Annotated in this window: 16 protein-coding genes and 2 pseudogenes; 12 read left to right on the forward strand and 6 right to left on the reverse strand. The window is 59.3% G+C overall.

What is annotated here, in order from left to right; genetic code table 11:
• A pseudogene (locus HMPREF1024_RS28390) lies at positions 1-319 on the reverse strand (IS1-like element IS1A family transposase); the annotation flags it as partial.
• Positions 320-360: 41 nt separating this feature from the next.
• Here HMPREF1024_RS28390 and tauA point away from each other — a divergent pair.
• From tauA to tauD, 4 genes are read left to right on the forward strand one after another with little or no spacing between them, the layout of a single operon-like run.
• On the forward strand, positions 361-1323 hold the full coding sequence (gene tauA / locus HMPREF1024_RS20180; protein WP_032442391.1) for a taurine ABC transporter substrate-binding protein: 963 nt from the start codon (positions 361-363) through the stop codon (positions 1321-1323).
• Between the two features lie 11 nt (positions 1324-1334).
• On the forward strand, positions 1335-2102 hold the full coding sequence (gene tauB / locus HMPREF1024_RS20175; RefSeq protein WP_009307890.1) for a taurine ABC transporter ATP-binding subunit: 768 nt from the start codon (positions 1335-1337) through the stop codon (positions 2100-2102).
• Positions 2099-2926 (forward strand): taurine ABC transporter permease TauC, encoded by an 828-nt coding sequence (gene tauC, locus HMPREF1024_RS20170; protein WP_009307891.1) that lies wholly within the window; start codon positions 2099-2101, stop codon positions 2924-2926. The genes tauB and tauC overlap by 4 nt, the downstream gene beginning before the upstream one ends.
• Positions 2923-3774, forward strand: coding sequence for a taurine dioxygenase (tauD, locus tag HMPREF1024_RS20165; protein ID WP_009307892.1), 852 nt, complete (start codon positions 2923-2925; stop codon positions 3772-3774). Before tauC ends, tauD begins: the two co-directional genes overlap by 4 nt.
• A gap of 136 nt (positions 3775-3910) precedes the next feature.
• Here tauD and HMPREF1024_RS0125855 read toward each other — a convergent pair.
• The 3 genes and pseudogenes from HMPREF1024_RS0125855 to ampH form a co-directional block, all read right to left on the reverse strand.
• Positions 3911-5630 (reverse strand): annotated as a pseudogene (locus HMPREF1024_RS0125855) (lysophospholipid acyltransferase family protein).
• 452 nt (positions 5631-6082) lie between these two features.
• A complete protein-coding gene (gene hemB / locus HMPREF1024_RS20160; protein WP_002890201.1) occupies positions 6083-7057 on the reverse strand; it encodes a porphobilinogen synthase in 975 nt (324 codons plus the stop codon).
• Between the two features lie 106 nt (positions 7058-7163).
• Positions 7164-8324, reverse strand: a complete 1161-nt coding sequence (ampH, locus tag HMPREF1024_RS20155; protein ID WP_004178722.1) for a D-alanyl-D-alanine-carboxypeptidase/endopeptidase AmpH — start codon at positions 8322-8324, stop codon at positions 7164-7166.
• Between the two features lie 218 nt (positions 8325-8542).
• Between ampH and HMPREF1024_RS20150 the strand changes: the two genes are divergently transcribed.
• From HMPREF1024_RS20150 to HMPREF1024_RS20140, 3 genes are all read left to right on the forward strand, one after another.
• Complete coding sequence (locus HMPREF1024_RS20150; RefSeq protein WP_004151349.1) at positions 8543-9055, forward strand: isochorismatase family protein; 513 nt, start codon at positions 8543-8545, stop codon at positions 9053-9055.
• Positions 9056-9172: 117 nt separating this feature from the next.
• Positions 9173-10393, forward strand: a complete 1221-nt coding sequence (gene sbmA, locus HMPREF1024_RS20145; RefSeq protein ID WP_002890204.1) for a peptide antibiotic transporter SbmA — start codon at positions 9173-9175, stop codon at positions 10391-10393.
• Positions 10394-10411: 18 nt separating this feature from the next.
• The gene (locus HMPREF1024_RS20140; protein WP_002890207.1) at positions 10412-11518 is read left to right on the forward strand and encodes a DUF1615 domain-containing protein; all 1107 of its coding nucleotides are present in this window, start codon (positions 10412-10414) and stop codon (positions 11516-11518) included.
• On the opposite strand, the gene HMPREF1024_RS20135 is transcribed toward HMPREF1024_RS20140, so the two are convergent.
• Positions 11515-11817, reverse strand: a complete 303-nt coding sequence (locus HMPREF1024_RS20135) for a YaiY family protein (protein ID WP_002890210.1) — start codon at positions 11815-11817, stop codon at positions 11515-11517. The two genes, HMPREF1024_RS20140 and HMPREF1024_RS20135, sit on opposite strands and share 4 nt — an antisense overlap.
• 252 nt (positions 11818-12069) lie before the next feature.
• On the opposite strand from HMPREF1024_RS20135, the gene HMPREF1024_RS20130 reads away from it, so the two are divergent.
• Complete coding sequence (locus tag HMPREF1024_RS20130; protein ID WP_009307895.1) at positions 12070-12273, forward strand: DUF2754 family protein; 204 nt, start codon at positions 12070-12072, stop codon at positions 12271-12273.
• Between the two features lie 32 nt (positions 12274-12305).
• Here the strand turns inward: HMPREF1024_RS20130 and ddlA are convergent, their stop codons facing one another.
• Positions 12306-13403 carry a D-alanine--D-alanine ligase gene (ddlA, locus tag HMPREF1024_RS20125; protein WP_004151348.1) on the reverse strand — a complete coding sequence of 366 codons (1098 nt, stop codon included), beginning with the start codon at positions 13401-13403 and terminating at the stop codon, positions 12306-12308.
• 99 nt (positions 13404-13502) lie between these two features.
• Between ddlA and HMPREF1024_RS20120 the strand changes: the two genes are divergently transcribed.
• The 4 genes from HMPREF1024_RS20120 to HMPREF1024_RS28400 form a co-directional block, all read left to right on the forward strand.
• Positions 13503-14186 (forward strand): extensin family protein, encoded by a 684-nt coding sequence (locus HMPREF1024_RS20120; RefSeq protein ID WP_009307896.1) that lies wholly within the window; start codon positions 13503-13505, stop codon positions 14184-14186.
• Positions 14187-14355: 169 nt separating this feature from the next.
• A complete protein-coding gene (locus HMPREF1024_RS20115; protein WP_002890219.1) occupies positions 14356-15555 on the forward strand; it encodes a multidrug efflux MFS transporter in 1200 nt (399 codons plus the stop codon).
• Between the two features lie 299 nt (positions 15556-15854).
• Positions 15855-15938 carry a sigma-S stabilization anti-adapter protein IraP gene (locus HMPREF1024_RS32155; RefSeq protein ID WP_071986568.1) on the forward strand — a complete coding sequence of 28 codons (84 nt, stop codon included), beginning with the start codon at positions 15855-15857 and terminating at the stop codon, positions 15936-15938.
• Positions 15939-15966: 28 nt separating this feature from the next.
• Positions 15967-16222 (forward strand): IS1-like element transposase (locus tag HMPREF1024_RS28400; RefSeq protein WP_001409558.1); only part of this gene is annotated, 256 nt, incomplete at its 3' end.

Consider the following 16222-nt stretch of genomic DNA (forward strand, 5'->3'; position numbering starts at 1 on the left):
CAGCGCAGACAATCACATCACTGCCCGGCTGTATGCGCGAGGTTACCGACTGCGGCCTGAGTTTTTTAAGTGACGTAAAATCGTGTTGAGGCCAACGCCCATAATGCGGGCGGTTGCCCGGCATCCAACACCATTCATGGCCATATCAATGATTTTCTGGTGCGTACCGGGTTGAGAAGCGGTGTAAGTGAACTGTAGCTGCCATGTTTTTACGGCAGTGAGAGCAGAGATAGCGCTGATGTCCGGCAGTGCTTTTGCCGTTACGCACCACCCCGTCAGTAGCTGAACAGGAGGGACAGCTGATAGAAACAGAAGCCACTGGAGCACCTCAAAAACACCATCATACACTAAATCAGTAAGTTGGCAGCATCACCGCGAATTACTCTTCTGGCGGCGCTGGCCGTCGCCGCCTTCCAGGCGCAGGCGGTCAACGTGACCGTGGCGTATCAAACCTCCGCTGAGCCGGCGAAAGTCGCCCAGGCGGACAACACCTTCGCCAAAACCAGCGGCGCGACCGTTGACTGGCGGAAATTTGACAGCGGCGCCAGCGTGGTGCGCGCCCTGGCCTCCGGCGATGTGCAAATCGGCAATATCGGCTCCAGCCCGCTGGCGGTGGCCGCCAGTCAGCAGGTGCCGATCGAAGTGTTCCTGCTTGCCTCAAAGCTCGGTAACTCCGAAGCGCTGGTGGTGAAAAAGAGCATCACCAAACCGGAAGATCTGATCGGCAAGCGCATTGCCGTGCCGTTTATCTCCACCACCCATTACAGCCTGCTGTCGGCGCTCAAACACTGGGGCATCAAGCCGGGTCAGGTGCAGATTATTAACCTGCAGCCGCCAGCGATCATTGCCGCCTGGCAGCGCGGGGATATCGATGGCGCTTACGTCTGGGCGCCAGCGGTTAACGAACTGGAAAAAGAGGGCAAGGTGCTGACCGATTCTTCCCAGGTGGGGGAGTGGGGCGCGCCGACGCTTGACGTCTGGGTAGTCCGTAAGGACTTCGCCGAGCAGCATCCGGAGATCGTCAAAGCGTTCGCTAAAAGCGCCATCGACGCCCAGCAGCCCTACATCGCCAACCCGGAAGCATGGCTGAAACAGCCGGACAACATCAGCAAGCTGGCGCGCCTGAGCGGGGTGCCGGAGGCCGATGTCCCCGGGCTGGTGAAGGGGAACACCTACCTGACCGCCGCTGAGCAGGCGCAGGCGCTGAACGGGCCGGTCAATCAGGCCATCGTCGATACCGCGCGCTTCCTGAAAGAGCAGGGCAAAGTGCCCGCGGCGGGAACCGATTATCGTCAGTACGTCACTGACCGTTTCGTGAAGTAAAGGAGGCGGCGATGCTGCAAATCTCGCATCTTTCCGCTGACTACGGCGGTAAACCGGCGCTGGCGGATATCAACCTGACGCTGGAGAGTGGGGAGCTGCTGGTGGTGCTGGGGCCTTCGGGCTGCGGTAAAACTACCCTGCTGAACCTGATTGCCGGATTCGTGCCCTATCAGCACGGCAGCATCACCCTCGAAGGTCAGCGGGTGACCGGGCCGGGCGCAGAGCGCGGGGTGGTCTTCCAGAATGAAGGCCTGCTGCCGTGGCGCAATGTGCAGGATAACGTGGCGCTGGGCCTCCAGCTGGCGGGCGTGGATAAAGCGCAGCGCCGGCAAGCGGCGGCGCAGATGCTGAAGAAGGTGGGTCTCGAAGGGGCGGAAAAGCGCTTTATCTGGCAGCTGTCCGGCGGTCAACGTCAGCGGGTGGGCATCGCCCGGGCGCTGGCGGCGAATCCGCAGCTGTTGCTGCTGGATGAACCCTTCGGCGCGCTTGACGCCTTTACCCGCGAGCAGATGCAGACATTGCTGCTGAAGCTGTGGCATGAGACCGGCAAACAGGTGCTGCTGATCACCCATGACATTGAAGAGGCCATCTTTATGGCCACCGAACTGGTGCTGCTGTCGCCGGGGCCGGGACGGGTGGTGGAGCGGCTGCGGCTTGATTTCAGCCGTCGCTTTGTCGCGGGCGAATCCTGCCGCAGCATCAAATCCGACCCGCAGTTTATTGAACAGCGGGAATACATTCTGAGCCGGGTGTTTGACCAACGGGAGGCTTTCTCATGAGCGTGGTACTGAACGACAAACCGCGTCAGACGACGCTGAAATGGCGCTGGCCGCTCTCCCGTCAGCTTACCCTCAGCGTGGCGACCCTGGCAGTATTGCTGGCCATCTGGTGGGCGGTCGCGGCGCTGCAGCTGATTAGTCCGCTGTTTCTGCCGCCGCCGGGCCAGGTGCTGCAGAAGCTTATCACTATCGCCGGGCCGCAGGGCTTTATGGATGCGACGCTCTGGCAGCACCTGGCGGCAAGCCTGACGCGGATCGTCATCGCCCTGCTGGCGGCAGTGCTTATCGGCGTGCCGGTGGGGATCGCCATGGGGCTCAACTCAACGGTGCGCGGGATCCTCGACCCGTTGATCGAACTCTATCGTCCGGTGCCGCCGCTGGCCTACTTACCGCTGATGGTGATCTGGTTTGGCATTGGTGAAACGTCAAAGATCCTGCTGATCTACCTGGCGATTTTCGCGCCGGTAGCGATGTCGGCGCTGGCGGGGGTAAAAAGCGCGCAGCAGGTGCGCATTCGCGCCGCCCGTTCGCTTGGCGCCAGCCGGGCGCAGGTGCTGTGGCTGGTGATCCTGCCCGGCGCGCTGCCGGAGATCCTCACCGGGCTGCGCATTGGTCTCGGGGTGGGCTGGTCAACGCTGGTGGCCGCTGAGCTGATCGCCGCCACCCGCGGATTAGGATTTATGGTGCAGTCTGCCGGCGAGTTTCTCGCCACCGATGTGGTGCTGGCGGGGATCGCGGTGATTGCCATTATCGCCTTTTTACTGGAACTGGGTCTGCGCGCGCTGCAGCGGCGCCTGACGCCCTGGCATGGAGAAGTACAATGAGTGAACGTCTGAGCATTACCCCGCTGGGGCCGTATATTGGCGCGCAGGTGAGCGGGGCGGATTTAACCCGTCCGCTGAGCGACAACCAGTTTGAACAGCTGTATCACGCGGTGCTGCGTCATCAGGTGGTATTCCTGCGCGAGCAGAATATCACCCCGGCGCAACAGCGCGACCTGGCGCTGCGGTTTGGCGACCTGCATATCCATCCGGTCTACCCTCACGCCCCCGGGGTGGAGGAGATTATCGTCCTCGATACCCACAACGATAATCCGCCGGATAATGACAACTGGCATACCGATGTCACCTTTATCGACACGCCGCCCGCCGGCGCCATACTGGCGGCTAAAGAGTTGCCGACGACCGGCGGGGACACTCTGTGGACCAGCGGCATCGCCGCCTGGGAAGCGCTGTCAGAACCCTTCCGGCAGCTGCTGAGCGGCCTGCATGCCGAACACGATTTCCGCAAATCGTTCCAGGAGTTTAAGTACAACAAGACCGAAGCCGAGCATCGGCGCTGGCAGGAAGCGGTGGCGAAGCATCCGCCGCTGCTGCATCCGGTAGTGCGTACCCACCCGGTGACCGGCAAGCAGGCGCTGTTCGTTAATGAAGGGTTTACCACGCGAATTGTCGAGGTGAGTGAGAAAGAGAGCGCAGCGCTGCTGAACTTCCTGTTTGCCCATGTCACTAAACCGGAGTTTCAGGTGCGCTGGCGCTGGCAGCCAAATGATATTGCGATCTGGGATAACCGGGTGACCCAGCATTACGCCAACGCCGACTATCTGCCACAGCGGCGGATCATGCACCGGGCGACGATCCTCGGCGATAAGCCGTATTACCGGGCGGGGTAAGGCTTGTAGCCGGTTAAGGCATCAGCCGCGAGCCGTGGAAAAAAGCGGATGCACCTTTTCCGGGCTACCGGTCCGTCAGAAACGGTGAACCGTAGCCCGGCTAAGGCGCAACGCGCCGCAAGCCGGGAAAAAGCGTTTATGCCGATTTTTGCGCACCCAGATGCGCGCCAATATAGCGCTGATAGCGATTGGCCTTCAGGTAGGTGAGATCCACCAGCACCAGACCATCCACGCAGTTATTGAAATCCGGATCGCTGCCGAAATCGATAAACTGCACCCCGCCCGGCTCGCACACTTCCGAGTACTGCTTATACAGCGGCGGGATCGCGCAGCCGAGATTGCCGAGCAGGGACTTCAGCCGGGCCAGGTCGTCGTTGTAATCCTCCCCGCCAAACTGCGCCAGCACGTCGGGCAGCGACGCCGGATAAGGTCGACGCGACTCCGCCAGCGGGTGCGTCGCCGGAAACCACAGCCGGTAGAACGCGACCAGCAGATCGCGGGCGGCGGGCGGCAACCCGCCAGAAATCGACACCGGGCCAAACAGGTAGCGATAGTGCGGATAGCGCGCCAGATAAGCGCCGATGCCGGACCACAGATAGTCCAGACCGCGACGCCCCCAGTAGCGCGGCTGGATAAAGCTGCGCCCCAGCTCAATGCCGTGCTGCAGGACATCGTCCATCCGCCCGTCGTAATGGAACAGACTGTAACTGTAGATCCCTTTCAGGCCGCGCTGTGCCAGCTGGATGGCCGTCGGTATAAAGCGATAAGCGCCGACGATTTCCAGATCGTCTTCATCCCACAGGATCAGATGCAGATAGTCGTCGTCATATCCGTCGATATCCCGCCGTTTGCCGCTGCCTTCCCCGACCGCGCGGAAGGCGATTTCCCGCAGACGCCCCAGCTCGCGCAGCAGCGGCGCGTCCTCCTGGCCGTTGCGCTGCCAGAGGTAAATCACTTTGCCGTCGGCTGTGCGGCCCAGGCACTCGGCCTTGTGCAGTTCGCGTTTGAGCAATGCCCGGTCTTCCGGGCGGGCGATGGCGCTTTCGGTTTTGAACTGCCCCGGCAGCCCTTTGCGCAGTTGTTCAAGGTGCTGATAGCAGCGGCCGGTAAGCTCGCGAGCGCTGGACTGGGCATCGAACCAGCTCGACCAGGGGATCTGCTGGCCGATGCGTACCGGCAGGCTGCTGTTGCGTCGGCGAAACATCTGCTGCATTAGCAGGAGCAGCGGCAGGTTGTCAGATACCAGCGTACTGGCGTAAAACAAGGCGCTGTTGCGGGCGTTAATCCACGCCGGCAGCAGCGGGGCGCGATATTTCGCCGCCAGCTTAATAAAGCCCGAGTGCCATTTTTTTATCGCGGATACCGCGACGGGTCAGACGGGAGACTTCCCCCGCCGGGAAGAAGATCAGCACCCCGCCGGCCTGCAGCTGCTGGTCCATCTGCTGCAGCGCCGCTTTAGCGGTGCGGCCATGAATGTTATCCACCGGGATAAACAGCGAGCTCAGGGGCTCAAGGTGGGTGAGCATGCGGTTGGTGACCACTTTGACATCGCGGCGCACGCGGGATACCGCATACAGGAGCGCCAGGCCGTCGAGGGTGCCGGTGGGGTGGTTGGCGATAATGACCAGCGGGCCATATTCGGGGATTTGTTCGAGATCGTGCGCCGGGATGGCACAACGGATATTGAGGTATTCCAGTACCTGTTCGACCGTATCAAGCCCCTTCAGGTGGCGATGACGATCGGCAAATTGTTGAAACTCTTCCTCATAAAACAGCTTTTTTAACAGTTTCTTTTGCCAGGGGGCGGGCCTCGCCTGAGGCCACAGGTCATCGAGTACGTTGTCGAGACTAAACATAGTGGCTCCTCCTCCGTCCTGCCCAGACAGTAGAAGGTGGAGATGTCGTTCAGATTACAGTTGGGTGAAGTTTCGGTCGCAGCGGGGGAGACGACGGATAGGGAGCCGTTTTTGCGCCGGGTGGCGGCTGCGCCTGACCCGGCCTACATGCGGGATGGGACTGCGGGCCCGGCAATCTCGTAGGCCCGCGCAAGCGTCAGCGCCTCAGGGCAATGGCAACGGGTAGGGAGACGCTTTTGTGCCGGGTGGCGGCTGCGCCTGATCCGGCCTACATGCGGGATGGGACTGCGGGCCCGGCAATCTCGTAGGCCCGCGCAAGCGTCAGCGCCGCCGGGCAATGGCTACGGGTAGGGAGCCGTTTTTGTGCCGGGTGGCGGCTGCGCCTGACCCGGCCTACATGCGGATGGGACTGCGGGCCCCGGTAAGCGCAGCGCCACCGGGGAGGGGCGGGTTTAACGGAGGATCTTTTTCTCGGCCAGATCGAGGGCGAAATAGCTGAAGATCAGGTCGGCGCCTGCGCGTTTGATAGCGCCGAGGCTTTCCAGAACCACTTTCTCTTCATCGATAGCGCCCGCCTGGGCAGCAAATTTGATCATCGCGTACTCCCCGCTGACCTGATAGGCGCCGAGCGGCAGATCGCTGCGTTCGCGGATATCGCGCAGAATATCCAGGTAGGCGCCAGCCGGTTTCACCATCAGGCAGTCGGCGCCCTGGGCTTCATCGAGCAGCGACTCGCGAATGGCCTCCCGGCGATTCATCGGGCTCATCTGATAGGTTTTCCGATCGCCCTTCAGCGCGGTACCGGCCGCTTCGCGGAACGGACCGTAGAAGGAAGAAGCGAACTTGGTCGAGTAGGACATGATCGCCGTATTGGTGAAGCCGGCGGCGTCCAGCGAGCGGCGAATCGCCTGCACCTGACCGTCCATCGCGGCGGAAGGAGCGATGAAATCCGCCCCCGCGGCGGCGGCGACAACGGCCTGTTTGCCGAGGTTTTCCAGGGTCGCGTCGTTATCCACCCCGTGGTCGCACAGCACGCCGCAGTGGCCGTGGGAGGTATATTCGCAGAAGCAGGTATCGGACATGACGATCATCTCCGGCACCGTGGACTTACAAATCCGCGACATACGCGCCACCAGACCATTTTCATTCCAGGTATCGCTGCCGGTGGCATCGGTGTGATGAGAAATACCAAAGGTCATCACCGAGCGGATCCCGGCGTTGGCGATGCGTTCGATCTCGCGCGCCAGATATTTTTCCGGAATGCGCATCACGCCGGGCATGGCCTCTATCGCTTTGTAATCATCAATTTCTTCTTCAACAAAGATCGGCAACACCAGGTCGTTCAAACTCAGTGTTGTCTCTTCAAACAGGGCGCGCAGCGCAGCGGATTGACGCAGGCGGCGGGGGCGAGTGATTAAATCTGTCATGGTTTGCCTGATTTTGTGAAATGAAAGACGATAGTGTAACTGAAATGGCAGCGGGATGTTTCGCCAAAACGATCGTTATGGCGCATCGGCGAAACCTTCCCCGGGCTTACTGGCTGGCCGTCTGCATGTTGGGCTGTGCGCCGCTCAACTCGCTGACCAGGTCGTTGATGCCATCGCTCATATTGTTGAAGCGGGTTAACGGCGAGCGGGTTACCACCACAAAGGCGCCAACGTTAGCCTGCGGATTCATCGCCATATAGGTGATAAACCCGCCGCCGCCGCCGGTTTTCTGAATAATCCCCGGATGGCCGTTCTTCGGCTTCATATACACCCAGCCGAGGCCCAGCGCGTCTGCGCGGCCCGGCACGTCCATACCAATCACCCGGGTCAGCTGGTTACGCTGATAAATCAGCGTCTGCATCCGGTCGGCCTGCTGGCTGCGGGTATAGAAATCGGATGACAGGAACTGCTGCATCCAGCGCATCATATCCCCCGGCGTCGAGTAGACTCCGCCGCTGCCGATCGCCGCCAGGGTGTTGTTGCATGGGCTGGCGCCTTTTTCCGGGATCATCAGCCGCTGGCACTGATCCGGTGACGGGGTAAAGGTGGTGTCCTTCATCCCCAGCGGCCGGGTGATCTGCTCTTCAAACAGCTGCGGATACGGTTTGCCGGCGGCGGTGGAGAGCGCGTCCGCCAGTAAATCGAAGGCCAGGTTGGAGTAGGCCGCCTGCGAGCCCGGCGCGGTCTTCAGGGTCGCGGTAGAGAGCCAGTTCCAGCGCTGCTGGCGGGTCGGCCAGACAAACACCGGACGATGAGCGGCGCCGCCAGGCTGCTCGCGCGGCAGGGCGCTGGTATGGGTCGCGAGGTTAACCAGGGTGATTGGTTTTCCCTGCCAGTCAGGCACCCGGGCGCCCGGCGGGGCGTATTTACTCAGCGGATCGTTGAGTTTCACCACCCCCTGGTCGAGCAGCTTCACCAGCATCTCGCTGGTCATCAGTTTGCTGAGGGAGGCGATACGGATCACCGAGTCGAGCTGCGGGTGCTGATTATTCCCCGGGCGGGTTTCGCCAAAGCTGCGAAAAACACGCTGATTGCCATCGATAACCACCAGCGCCATGCCGGTGGCGCCGCTGCCGTAGTAGATATGATTGGCGTAACGATCGACCACATCCGAGGCGAAAACCGGGTCAACGGTAGGCTGTGCGGCCTGCACCGAGGTCCACGACGCCGCGCACAGCGCAGCAAAAATGAGCAAACTACGTTTCAACGGAGATCATCCATTAAATAAATAAAAAGAAGAGGGTATTTATACTACGAAGTGGCGCAGAACAAAGCGGGATTCACGACATTCCTGCAGGAAAAAGGTAACGGTGCGTAAAAAAGACTTTTTTACGCTTTCGGATACCGGCTTTTTTCGCCGGCGCGTATGATGACCGTTTGGCTGAAGGTTCGTGGGAGAGAACAATGACGGCTCAACGGGTAGTGATGGTCGTGGATATGCAAAACGGCGTGTTCGCCACGCCACGTCTGGCGCGCGAGCGCTGCGTCGCGCAAATTAATCGTCTGGTGCGCGCGGCGGACAAGGTTATTTTCATTCAGCATGATGAAGCCGGCGGCCTCGAAGCCGGCAGCGAAGGCTTCGCCCTGCTTCCTGAGCTGGAGCAGCCGGCTGGCGCGCTGTATGTCACCAAAACCGCCTGCGATGCCTTCTATCACACCTCGCTGGCGCAGGTGCTGGACGAACACGACATTCAGCAGTTCGTCATCTGCGGCTGCGCCACCGACTACTGCCTCGATACCACCATTAAAAATGGCGCCAGCCGCGGGTACGTTATTGTTATCGCGGAAGATGCCCACACCACCGCCGACCGCCCCGCCGCGCAGGCCGCGACGCTTATCGCCCACTACAATGAGGTGTGGCGTACGCTGACCATTCCTGGCAATCCTTTACAGGTGAAACCCACAGAAACAATTCTGCACGCATGGCAGCAGAACTAAGCTGTTGATATCCGGTCTTATCATTCGTCTGTCCCGCGAGGGCTCATCCACGCGGCGGCCGACGTATGCGTCGTACACAGCAATAGCAGAACGATAAGAAGTTAGCAGGAGACAATGATGTTTAAATCTTTTTTCCCCAAACCGGGGCCGTTTTTTATTTCTGCCTTTATCTGGTCGCTGCTGGCCGTGATCTTTTGGCAGGCGGGCGGCGGCGACTGGCTGCTGCGGGTCACCGGGGCATCGCAAAATGTGGCGATCAGCGCGGCGCGCTTCTGGTCGCTCAACTATCTGGTGTTCTACGCTTACTATCTGTTTTGCGTCGGCGTGTTCGCGCTGTTCTGGTTTGTCTACTGCCCGCACCGCTGGCAGTACTGGTCGATTCTCGGCACCTCGCTCATCATCTTCGTCACCTGGTTTCTGGTGGAAGTCGGGGTGGCGATCAACGCCTGGTATGCGCCGTTCTACGACCTGATCCAGAGCGCGCTGGCCACCCCGCATAAGGTCAGCATCAACCAGTTTTATCAGGAAATCGGCGTCTTTCTCGGCATCGCGATCATCGCGGTGATTATTGGCGTGATGAACAACTTCTTCGTCAGCCACTACGTCTTCCGCTGGCGCACGGCGATGAACGAGCACTATATGGCCCACTGGCAGCATCTGCGCCATATCGAAGGCGCCGCGCAGCGTGTGCAGGAAGATACCATGCGTTTTGCTTCCACCCTCGAAGATATGGGCGTGAGCTTTATCAACGCGGTGATGACCCTGATCGCCTTCCTGCCGGTGCTGGTGACGCTCTCCGAACATGTTCCCGACCTGCCTATCGTCGGCCATCTGCCGTATGGCCTGGTGATTGCCGCTATCGTCTGGTCGCTGATGGGTACCGGCCTGCTGGCGGTGGTGGGGATTAAGCTGCCGGGCCTGGAGTTTAAAAACCAGCGCGTGGAAGCGGCCTATCGTAAAGAGCTGGTTTACGGCGAGGACGATGAAACTCGCGCCACGCCGCCGACGGTGCGCGAGCTATTCCGCGCGGTGCGTCGCAACTATTTCCGTCTCTATTTCCACTATATGTATTTCAATATCGCCCGCATCCTCTATCTGCAGGTGGATAACGTTTTCGGCCTTTTCCTGCTGTTTCCGTCGATCGTTGCCGGTACGATTACCCTCGGGCTGATGACGCAAATTACTAACGTCTTCGGCCAGGTGCGCGGCTCGTTCCAGTACCTGATCAGCTCGTGGACAACGCTGGTGGAACTGATGTCCATCTACAAACGTCTGCGCAGTTTTGAACGCGAGCTGGACGGCAAACCGCTGCAGGAAGCGATCCCGACATTACGTTAATCAAGACAAGGAAGCATAATGGCCGCACGTTTATCGCGCATTATTCCCGTTTCATTGACGCTGCTGGCGGCCATGGCGCTGAGCGCCTGTACCAGCCAGCAGGCTCCGGCGCTGAAAGAGGGCGAGAAGCCTGTTGACGTGGCGTCGGTGGTGCGGCAGAAAATGCCGGCCAGCGTCAAGGATCGGGAGGCCTGGGCGCAAGCCATCGCCACCGCGTTTGACAGCCAGAAGCTGGCGCCGACGGAAGAAAACGTCTGCTCGGTGCTGGCGGTCGCGCAGCAAGAGTCTAACTATCAGTCCGATCCGGTGGTGCCGGGGCTGAATAAAATCGCCTGGCAGGAAATTGACCGCCGGGCGGAAAAAATGCACATTCCGCCGTTTCTGGTCCATACCGCGCTGAAGATCACCTCGCCAAACGGTAAAAGCTATAGCGACCGTCTGGACAATGTGAAGACGGAAAAGCAGTTGAGCGCCATTTTTGATGACTTTATCGGGATGGTGCCGATGGGGCAGAAGCTGTTCGGTTCCCTTAACCCGGTGCACACCGGGGGGCCGATGCAGGTCAGCATTGCTTTTGCCGAGCAGCACACCTCCGGCTACCCGTGGAAAATGAACGGCACGGTGCGCCAGGAGGTCTTCAGTCTGCGCGGTGGCCTGTGGTTTGGCACCTATCATCTGCTGAACTATCCGGCCAGTTATAGTGCGCCATTGTACCGCTTTGCCGACTTCAACGCCGGCTGGTACGCCAGCCGTAACGCCGCCTTCCAGAACGCGGTGGTGAAAGCCAGCGGGGTAAAACTGGCGCTCGACGGCGACCTTATCCGCTACGACAGCGAGGAGCCGGGCAGCACCGAGCTGGCGGTGCGTCGCCTGGCGAGCCAGCTGGGGATGAGCGACAGCGAGATCCATCGTCAGTTGAAAAAGGGCGACAGCCTGGCGTTTGAGAAGACCGATCTCTATCAGCAGGTTTTCCGTCTCGCCGAGAAAAAGACGGGCAAAACCCTGCCGCGGGAGATGTTGCCAGGGATCCAGCTGGAGAGTCCAAAAATCACCCGAAATCTGACGACGGCGTGGTTTGCGAAACGGGTTGATGAGCGGCGGGCAAACTGTATGGCGCGGCGTTAACGGCGCTGACGCCAGCGCACGATAAGCGCCAGTACCCCGATGAACGTGCAGCCGATCAGGAAAGGGATCAGACCAAAAAGGGTACCCACGGCGAGGCTGATGTCGACTTGCGGACGGCTGGCGTCCTGGGCTTGCATCAGGCGTTCAAATACCCCCGGGGCGTGGATCAGCATGCTGAGCATCTGCGCGCCGGCCCAGCAGCAGATCAACACGAACAGCCCGTAGGCGACATGGCTGCCGGTCAGCGCGCCCCTTTTTTTATTTCCCAAAAGCGATTTTGAAAAACTGAATTCAGCCATAGGCCCTCCCACATCTGCGCTGCTGGTTTTTTCTCCAGCTCTATGTCAGGTATTCTGGCAGTCAGGGGCCATCATCAGTATCAGATTGCTGGTAATTGCCGTCCAGGAATAATCCTGTTTTCGCCGTTGTGTTAACCGCGCCACAGGAGCACAAAAGGGAGAGCGGCGTCGCAATCCAGCAACATTCTCCATATCGCTACAGACCGCCGCGGGCGGCTATGCGAAGATGCGTTTTTTGCTGTTGGAGGCCGCATGAAGCTCACTGATAAAATTCGCCGCGATTGGCACTACTACGCCGTGGCGCTGGGGTTGATTTTTATTCTTAATGGCGTGGTGGGGCTGCTGGGGTTTGAAACTCAGGGGTGGCAATCCTACGCCGTCGGTCTGATCACCTGGGTCATTAGCTTCTGGATTGCGGGCTTTGTGATCCGCCGCTGCCCGGCAGAAGAGGCCTGAGGCCGCCGCTGCCAGGCGGGGTAAAACGCGTTTTAGTTCATGGAGGTTTTCAGCGCCCGGTCCGCGGCATGGCGCTCCAGCGCCAGCTCAATCAGGCGGGTGATCAGGCTGGTGTAGTCGAGACCGCTGGCCTGCCACAGCTTCGGATACATGCTGATGTTGGTAAAGCCCGGCAGGGTGTTGATCTCGTTGATCACCACCTCGTTGTCGGCGGTGAGGAACACGTCGACACGAGCCATGCCGCTGCAGCCCAGGGTCTGGTAGGCCTGCACCGCGATAGCGCGAATTTTGTCGTTGATCTCAGGGGCGATAGCGGCCGGGACTACCACCTGCGCGCCCTGATCGTCGATATACTTGGTGTCGTAGGCGTAAAACTCGCTGTTGAGGACGATTTCACCGCAGGTGCTGGCCTGCGGGTGGTCGTTACCCAGCACCGCACACTCAATTTCCCGCCCTTTAATGCCTTGCTCCACCACCACTTTATGGTCAAATTCGAAGGCCAGGGCCACCGCCTGATGGTACTGCTCTTCGTTTTTAACTTTGCTGACGCCAACCGACGAGCCCTGATTAGCCGGCTTAACGAACAGCGGCAGGCCAAGCTTCGCTTCGACATCGGCAAAGCTGAACTGCGCGCGGTTGGCGCGGGTGAGTGTGATAAACGGGGCGACGGCGAGCCCGGCGTCGCGCAGCAGACGTTTGGTCACGTCTTTGTCCATACAGGCCGCAGAGCCCAGCACATCGGAGCCGACGAACGGCAGATTCGCCATGCGCAGCATCCCCTGCAGGGAGCCATCTTCACCCAGCGTGCCGTGGACGATCGGGAAAATCACATCGATGGCCGCCAGCGGTTGGCCGCTTTCGGCGTTAATCAGCTGCTGCGCTTCGCGGCCCGGGATCTGCGCCAGAGTCACCGTGGAAGGGCGCAGGGCAATGCGGGCAGGATCCTGTGCGTTGAGCAGGTAGTTGCCGGCGTCGTTGATGTGCCACAGCCCCTGTTTATCAATACCCAACAGAACCACATCGAAGCGCGATTTATCAATCGCTTCCACGATATTCTTCGCTGACTGCAGCGACACTTCATGCTCCGCCGACTTGCCGCCAAAAACGATCCCAACCCTCATCTTTGCCATTTCAACTTCCATCCAGATAACATCAAAGGGCATAACATACCATGTGAAACCGCTGCCTGGCTGCCATAATATTTACCTGATCAATTGACGGGAGTGGGCGTGAGAGGAAAGACGCTGCTGGTGCTGGCCGGGCTGCTCGGCGCGGGCCTGTTGGGATACCGCAATCTGCCGCCGCACCTGAATCCGCTGGCGCCGCTGGCGCTGGACGATCCCCCGGGCTGGCTGACGTCGTTTAAGCTGCGCAGGCTGACGGCAGACCAGTGCGCCTCCCTGCTGGCGGAAGCCAATCGCCGGCGGCTTATCGCCAGCCGGCCGGTGGCCGACAGCGAGGGAAGCTGCCCTCTGCGTAACGTGGTGCGGGTGGCGAATTTTGGCTCGGTGCAGCTGAGCAGTAGTTTTCTCGCCAGCTGCCCGCTGGCGCTGAGCAGTGCGCTGTACATCGAGCAGCAGGCGAAGCCGCTGACCCGGCAGCTGATGGCGAGCGATCTGCGTCAGATCGATCATCTCGGCAGCTTTGCCTGCCGCAATATTTACCATCGTCAACAGGCGCGGCGCAGTGAACACGCCACGGCGGACGCGCTGGACGTCAGCGGTTTCCGTCTGGCGGACGGTAGACGCGTTAGCGTCCTGCAGGGCTGGCGGAGCGAGACTTCGCGCCCCTGGCTGGCGGCGCTGTTGAGCAGCAGTTGCCATTACTTCGGTAACGCGCTGGGGCCAGAGTACAACGCGGCTCACGCCAACCATTATCATTTCGGCATGCGCGGGCAGGGCTTCTGCTTTTGAGCATAAAGCGCTATGAGCAGCCTAAATGACCAGAAAATGCTTCGTCAGGCTCTCATCCGCAGCCATAAAACACCAAACTCACCGCCAGCGCATCTATGGTAGTACACCAGTGGGATGAAATTGCTAAGCTAGATAATAATTGGCAAATCATTAATGAATACGCGTAGTTATGGAATCCTGGAAGGTTAATCTCATCTCCGTCTGGTTTGGTTGCTTTTTTACCGGCCTGGCGATTAGTCAAATTCTCCCCTTTTTACCCCTCTACGTCTCCCAGCTCGGCGTCACCTCGCATGAAGCGCTATCGATGTGGTCGGGGCTGACCTTCAGCGTCACTTTTCTTGTCTCGGCGATCGTCTCGCCAATGTGGGGAAGCCTGGCGGACCGTAAAGGCCGCAAGCTCATGCTGCTGCGCGCCTCGTTGGGGATGGCGATTGCCATTTTACTGCAGGCTTTCGCCACCAACGTCTGGCAGCTGTTTATCCTGCGGGCGATCATGGGCTTAACCTCCGGTTATATTCCCAACGCCATGGCGCTGGTGGCCTCCCAGGTGCCGCGCGAGCGCAGCGGCTGGGCGCTAAGCACGCTGTCGACGGCGCAAATTAGCGGGGTGATCGGCGGTCCGCTGCTGGGCGGTTTCCTGGCGGACCACGTCGGGCTGCGGATGGTCTTTTTTATTACGGCGATCCTGCTGACCATCAGTTTTCTGGTGACCCTGTTTCTGATTAAAGAGGGCGTTCGCCCGCAGGTCAGCAAAAGCGAGCGTCTCACCGGGAAACAAGTCTTTGCCTCTTTGCCCTATCCGGGGCTGGTGATCAGCCTGTTCTTCACCACCCTGGTGATCCAATTGTGCAACGGCTCAATCGGCCCGATTCTGGCGCTGTTTATTAAGTCGATGGCGCCGGACAGCAACAATATCGCTTTTCTGGCCGGGATGATCGCCGCGGTGCCCGGCGTGTCGGCACTGATTTCTGCGCCACGGTTGGGTAAGCTTGGCGACCGCATCGGCACCTCGCGGATCCTGCTGGCGACGCTCTGCTGCGCGGTGGTGATGTTCTTCGCCATGTCCTTTGTCACCACCCCGCTGCAATTGGGTACGCTGCGTTTTCTGCTCGGCTTTGCCGATGGCGCGATGCTCCCGGCGGTGCAGACCTTATTGCTGAAGTACAGCAGCGACAGCGTCACCGGGCGTATCTTTGGCTATAACCAGTCGTTTATGTATCTGGGCAACGTCGCCGGGCCGCTAATTGGCGCCTCTGTGTCAGCCATGGCCGGCTTCCGCTGGGTGTTTATTGCCACCGCCATTATCGTTTTCATTAACCTCTGGCAACTGGCGTGGATGCTGCGCCAAACCCGCCGGGCTAACGCCTGAACCTCTGCTGACGGTATTTATTGCGATACCGTCAGCATTATTCGCCGTCAGCGGATTTACTATTACTTTTTGTTATCGTTATGGCGTGAACGCTATTCCATTTTATTATTTTCCAGGCAATCTGGTTATAAGTAACCCCGGTCATGATTAAACAATACTATTTATAGTGGTATTTTATTGTGGTAAAACGTTTCGCTGTATATTGGGTGTTGCGATGATTCTTAATTTAAGTAATTCTGAGGTCCGTCATCGCGTATGACATCCCAATCAAAACAGGCCTCGCATAAGGAACTGGTGCTATGAAGAATCTCATTGCTGAGTTACTGGTTAAACTGGCGCAAAAGGAAGAAGAAGCAGGTGATGCTGCCAACTTACTGATTTAGTGTATGATGGTGTTTTTGAGGTGCTCCAGTGGCTTCTGTTTCTATCAGCTGTCCCTCCTGTTCAGCTACTGACGGGGTGGTGCGTAACGGCAAAAGCACTGCCGGACATCAGCGCTATCTCTGCTCTCACTGCCGTAAAACATGGCAACTGCAGTTCACTTACACCGCTTCTCAACCCGGTACGCACCAGAAAATCATTGATATGGCCATGAATGGTGTTGGATGCCGGGCAACCGCCCGCATTATGGGCGTTGGCCTCAACACGATTTTACGTCACTTAAAAA

It is taken from the genome of Klebsiella sp. 4_1_44FAA, assembly GCF_000238715.1.
In the GTDB taxonomy this organism is placed as follows: domain Bacteria; phylum Pseudomonadota; class Gammaproteobacteria; order Enterobacterales; family Enterobacteriaceae; genus Klebsiella; species Klebsiella pneumoniae.

Excerpts from the sequence above, each read along its gene's own strand:
- tauB (WP_009307890.1), top strand. The coding sequence starts at position 1,335 with ATGCTGCAAATCTCGCATCTTTCCGCTGACTACGGCGGTAAACCGGCG.
- tauC (WP_009307891.1), top strand. The coding sequence starts at position 2,099 with ATGAGCGTGGTACTGAACGACAAACCGCGTCAGACGACGCTGAAATGG.
- tauD (WP_009307892.1), top strand. The coding sequence starts at position 2,923 with ATGAGTGAACGTCTGAGCATTACCCCGCTGGGGCCGTATATTGGCGCG.
- hemB (WP_002890201.1), bottom strand. The coding sequence starts at position 7,057 with ATGACAGATTTAATCACTCGCCCCCGCCGCCTGCGTCAATCCGCTGCG.
- HMPREF1024_RS20150 (WP_004151349.1), top strand. The coding sequence starts at position 8,543 with ATGGTCGTGGATATGCAAAACGGCGTGTTCGCCACGCCACGTCTGGCG.
- sbmA (WP_002890204.1), top strand. The coding sequence starts at position 9,173 with ATGTTTAAATCTTTTTTCCCCAAACCGGGGCCGTTTTTTATTTCTGCC.
- HMPREF1024_RS20140 (WP_002890207.1), top strand. The coding sequence starts at position 10,412 with ATGGCCGCACGTTTATCGCGCATTATTCCCGTTTCATTGACGCTGCTG.
- HMPREF1024_RS20135 (WP_002890210.1), bottom strand. The coding sequence starts at position 11,817 with ATGGCTGAATTCAGTTTTTCAAAATCGCTTTTGGGAAATAAAAAAAGG.
- HMPREF1024_RS20130 (WP_009307895.1), top strand. The coding sequence starts at position 12,070 with ATGAAGCTCACTGATAAAATTCGCCGCGATTGGCACTACTACGCCGTG.
- ddlA (WP_004151348.1), bottom strand. The coding sequence starts at position 13,403 with ATGGCAAAGATGAGGGTTGGGATCGTTTTTGGCGGCAAGTCGGCGGAG.
- HMPREF1024_RS20115 (WP_002890219.1), top strand. The coding sequence starts at position 14,356 with ATGGAATCCTGGAAGGTTAATCTCATCTCCGTCTGGTTTGGTTGCTTT.
- HMPREF1024_RS32155 (WP_071986568.1), top strand. The coding sequence starts at position 15,855 with ATGAAGAATCTCATTGCTGAGTTACTGGTTAAACTGGCGCAAAAGGAA.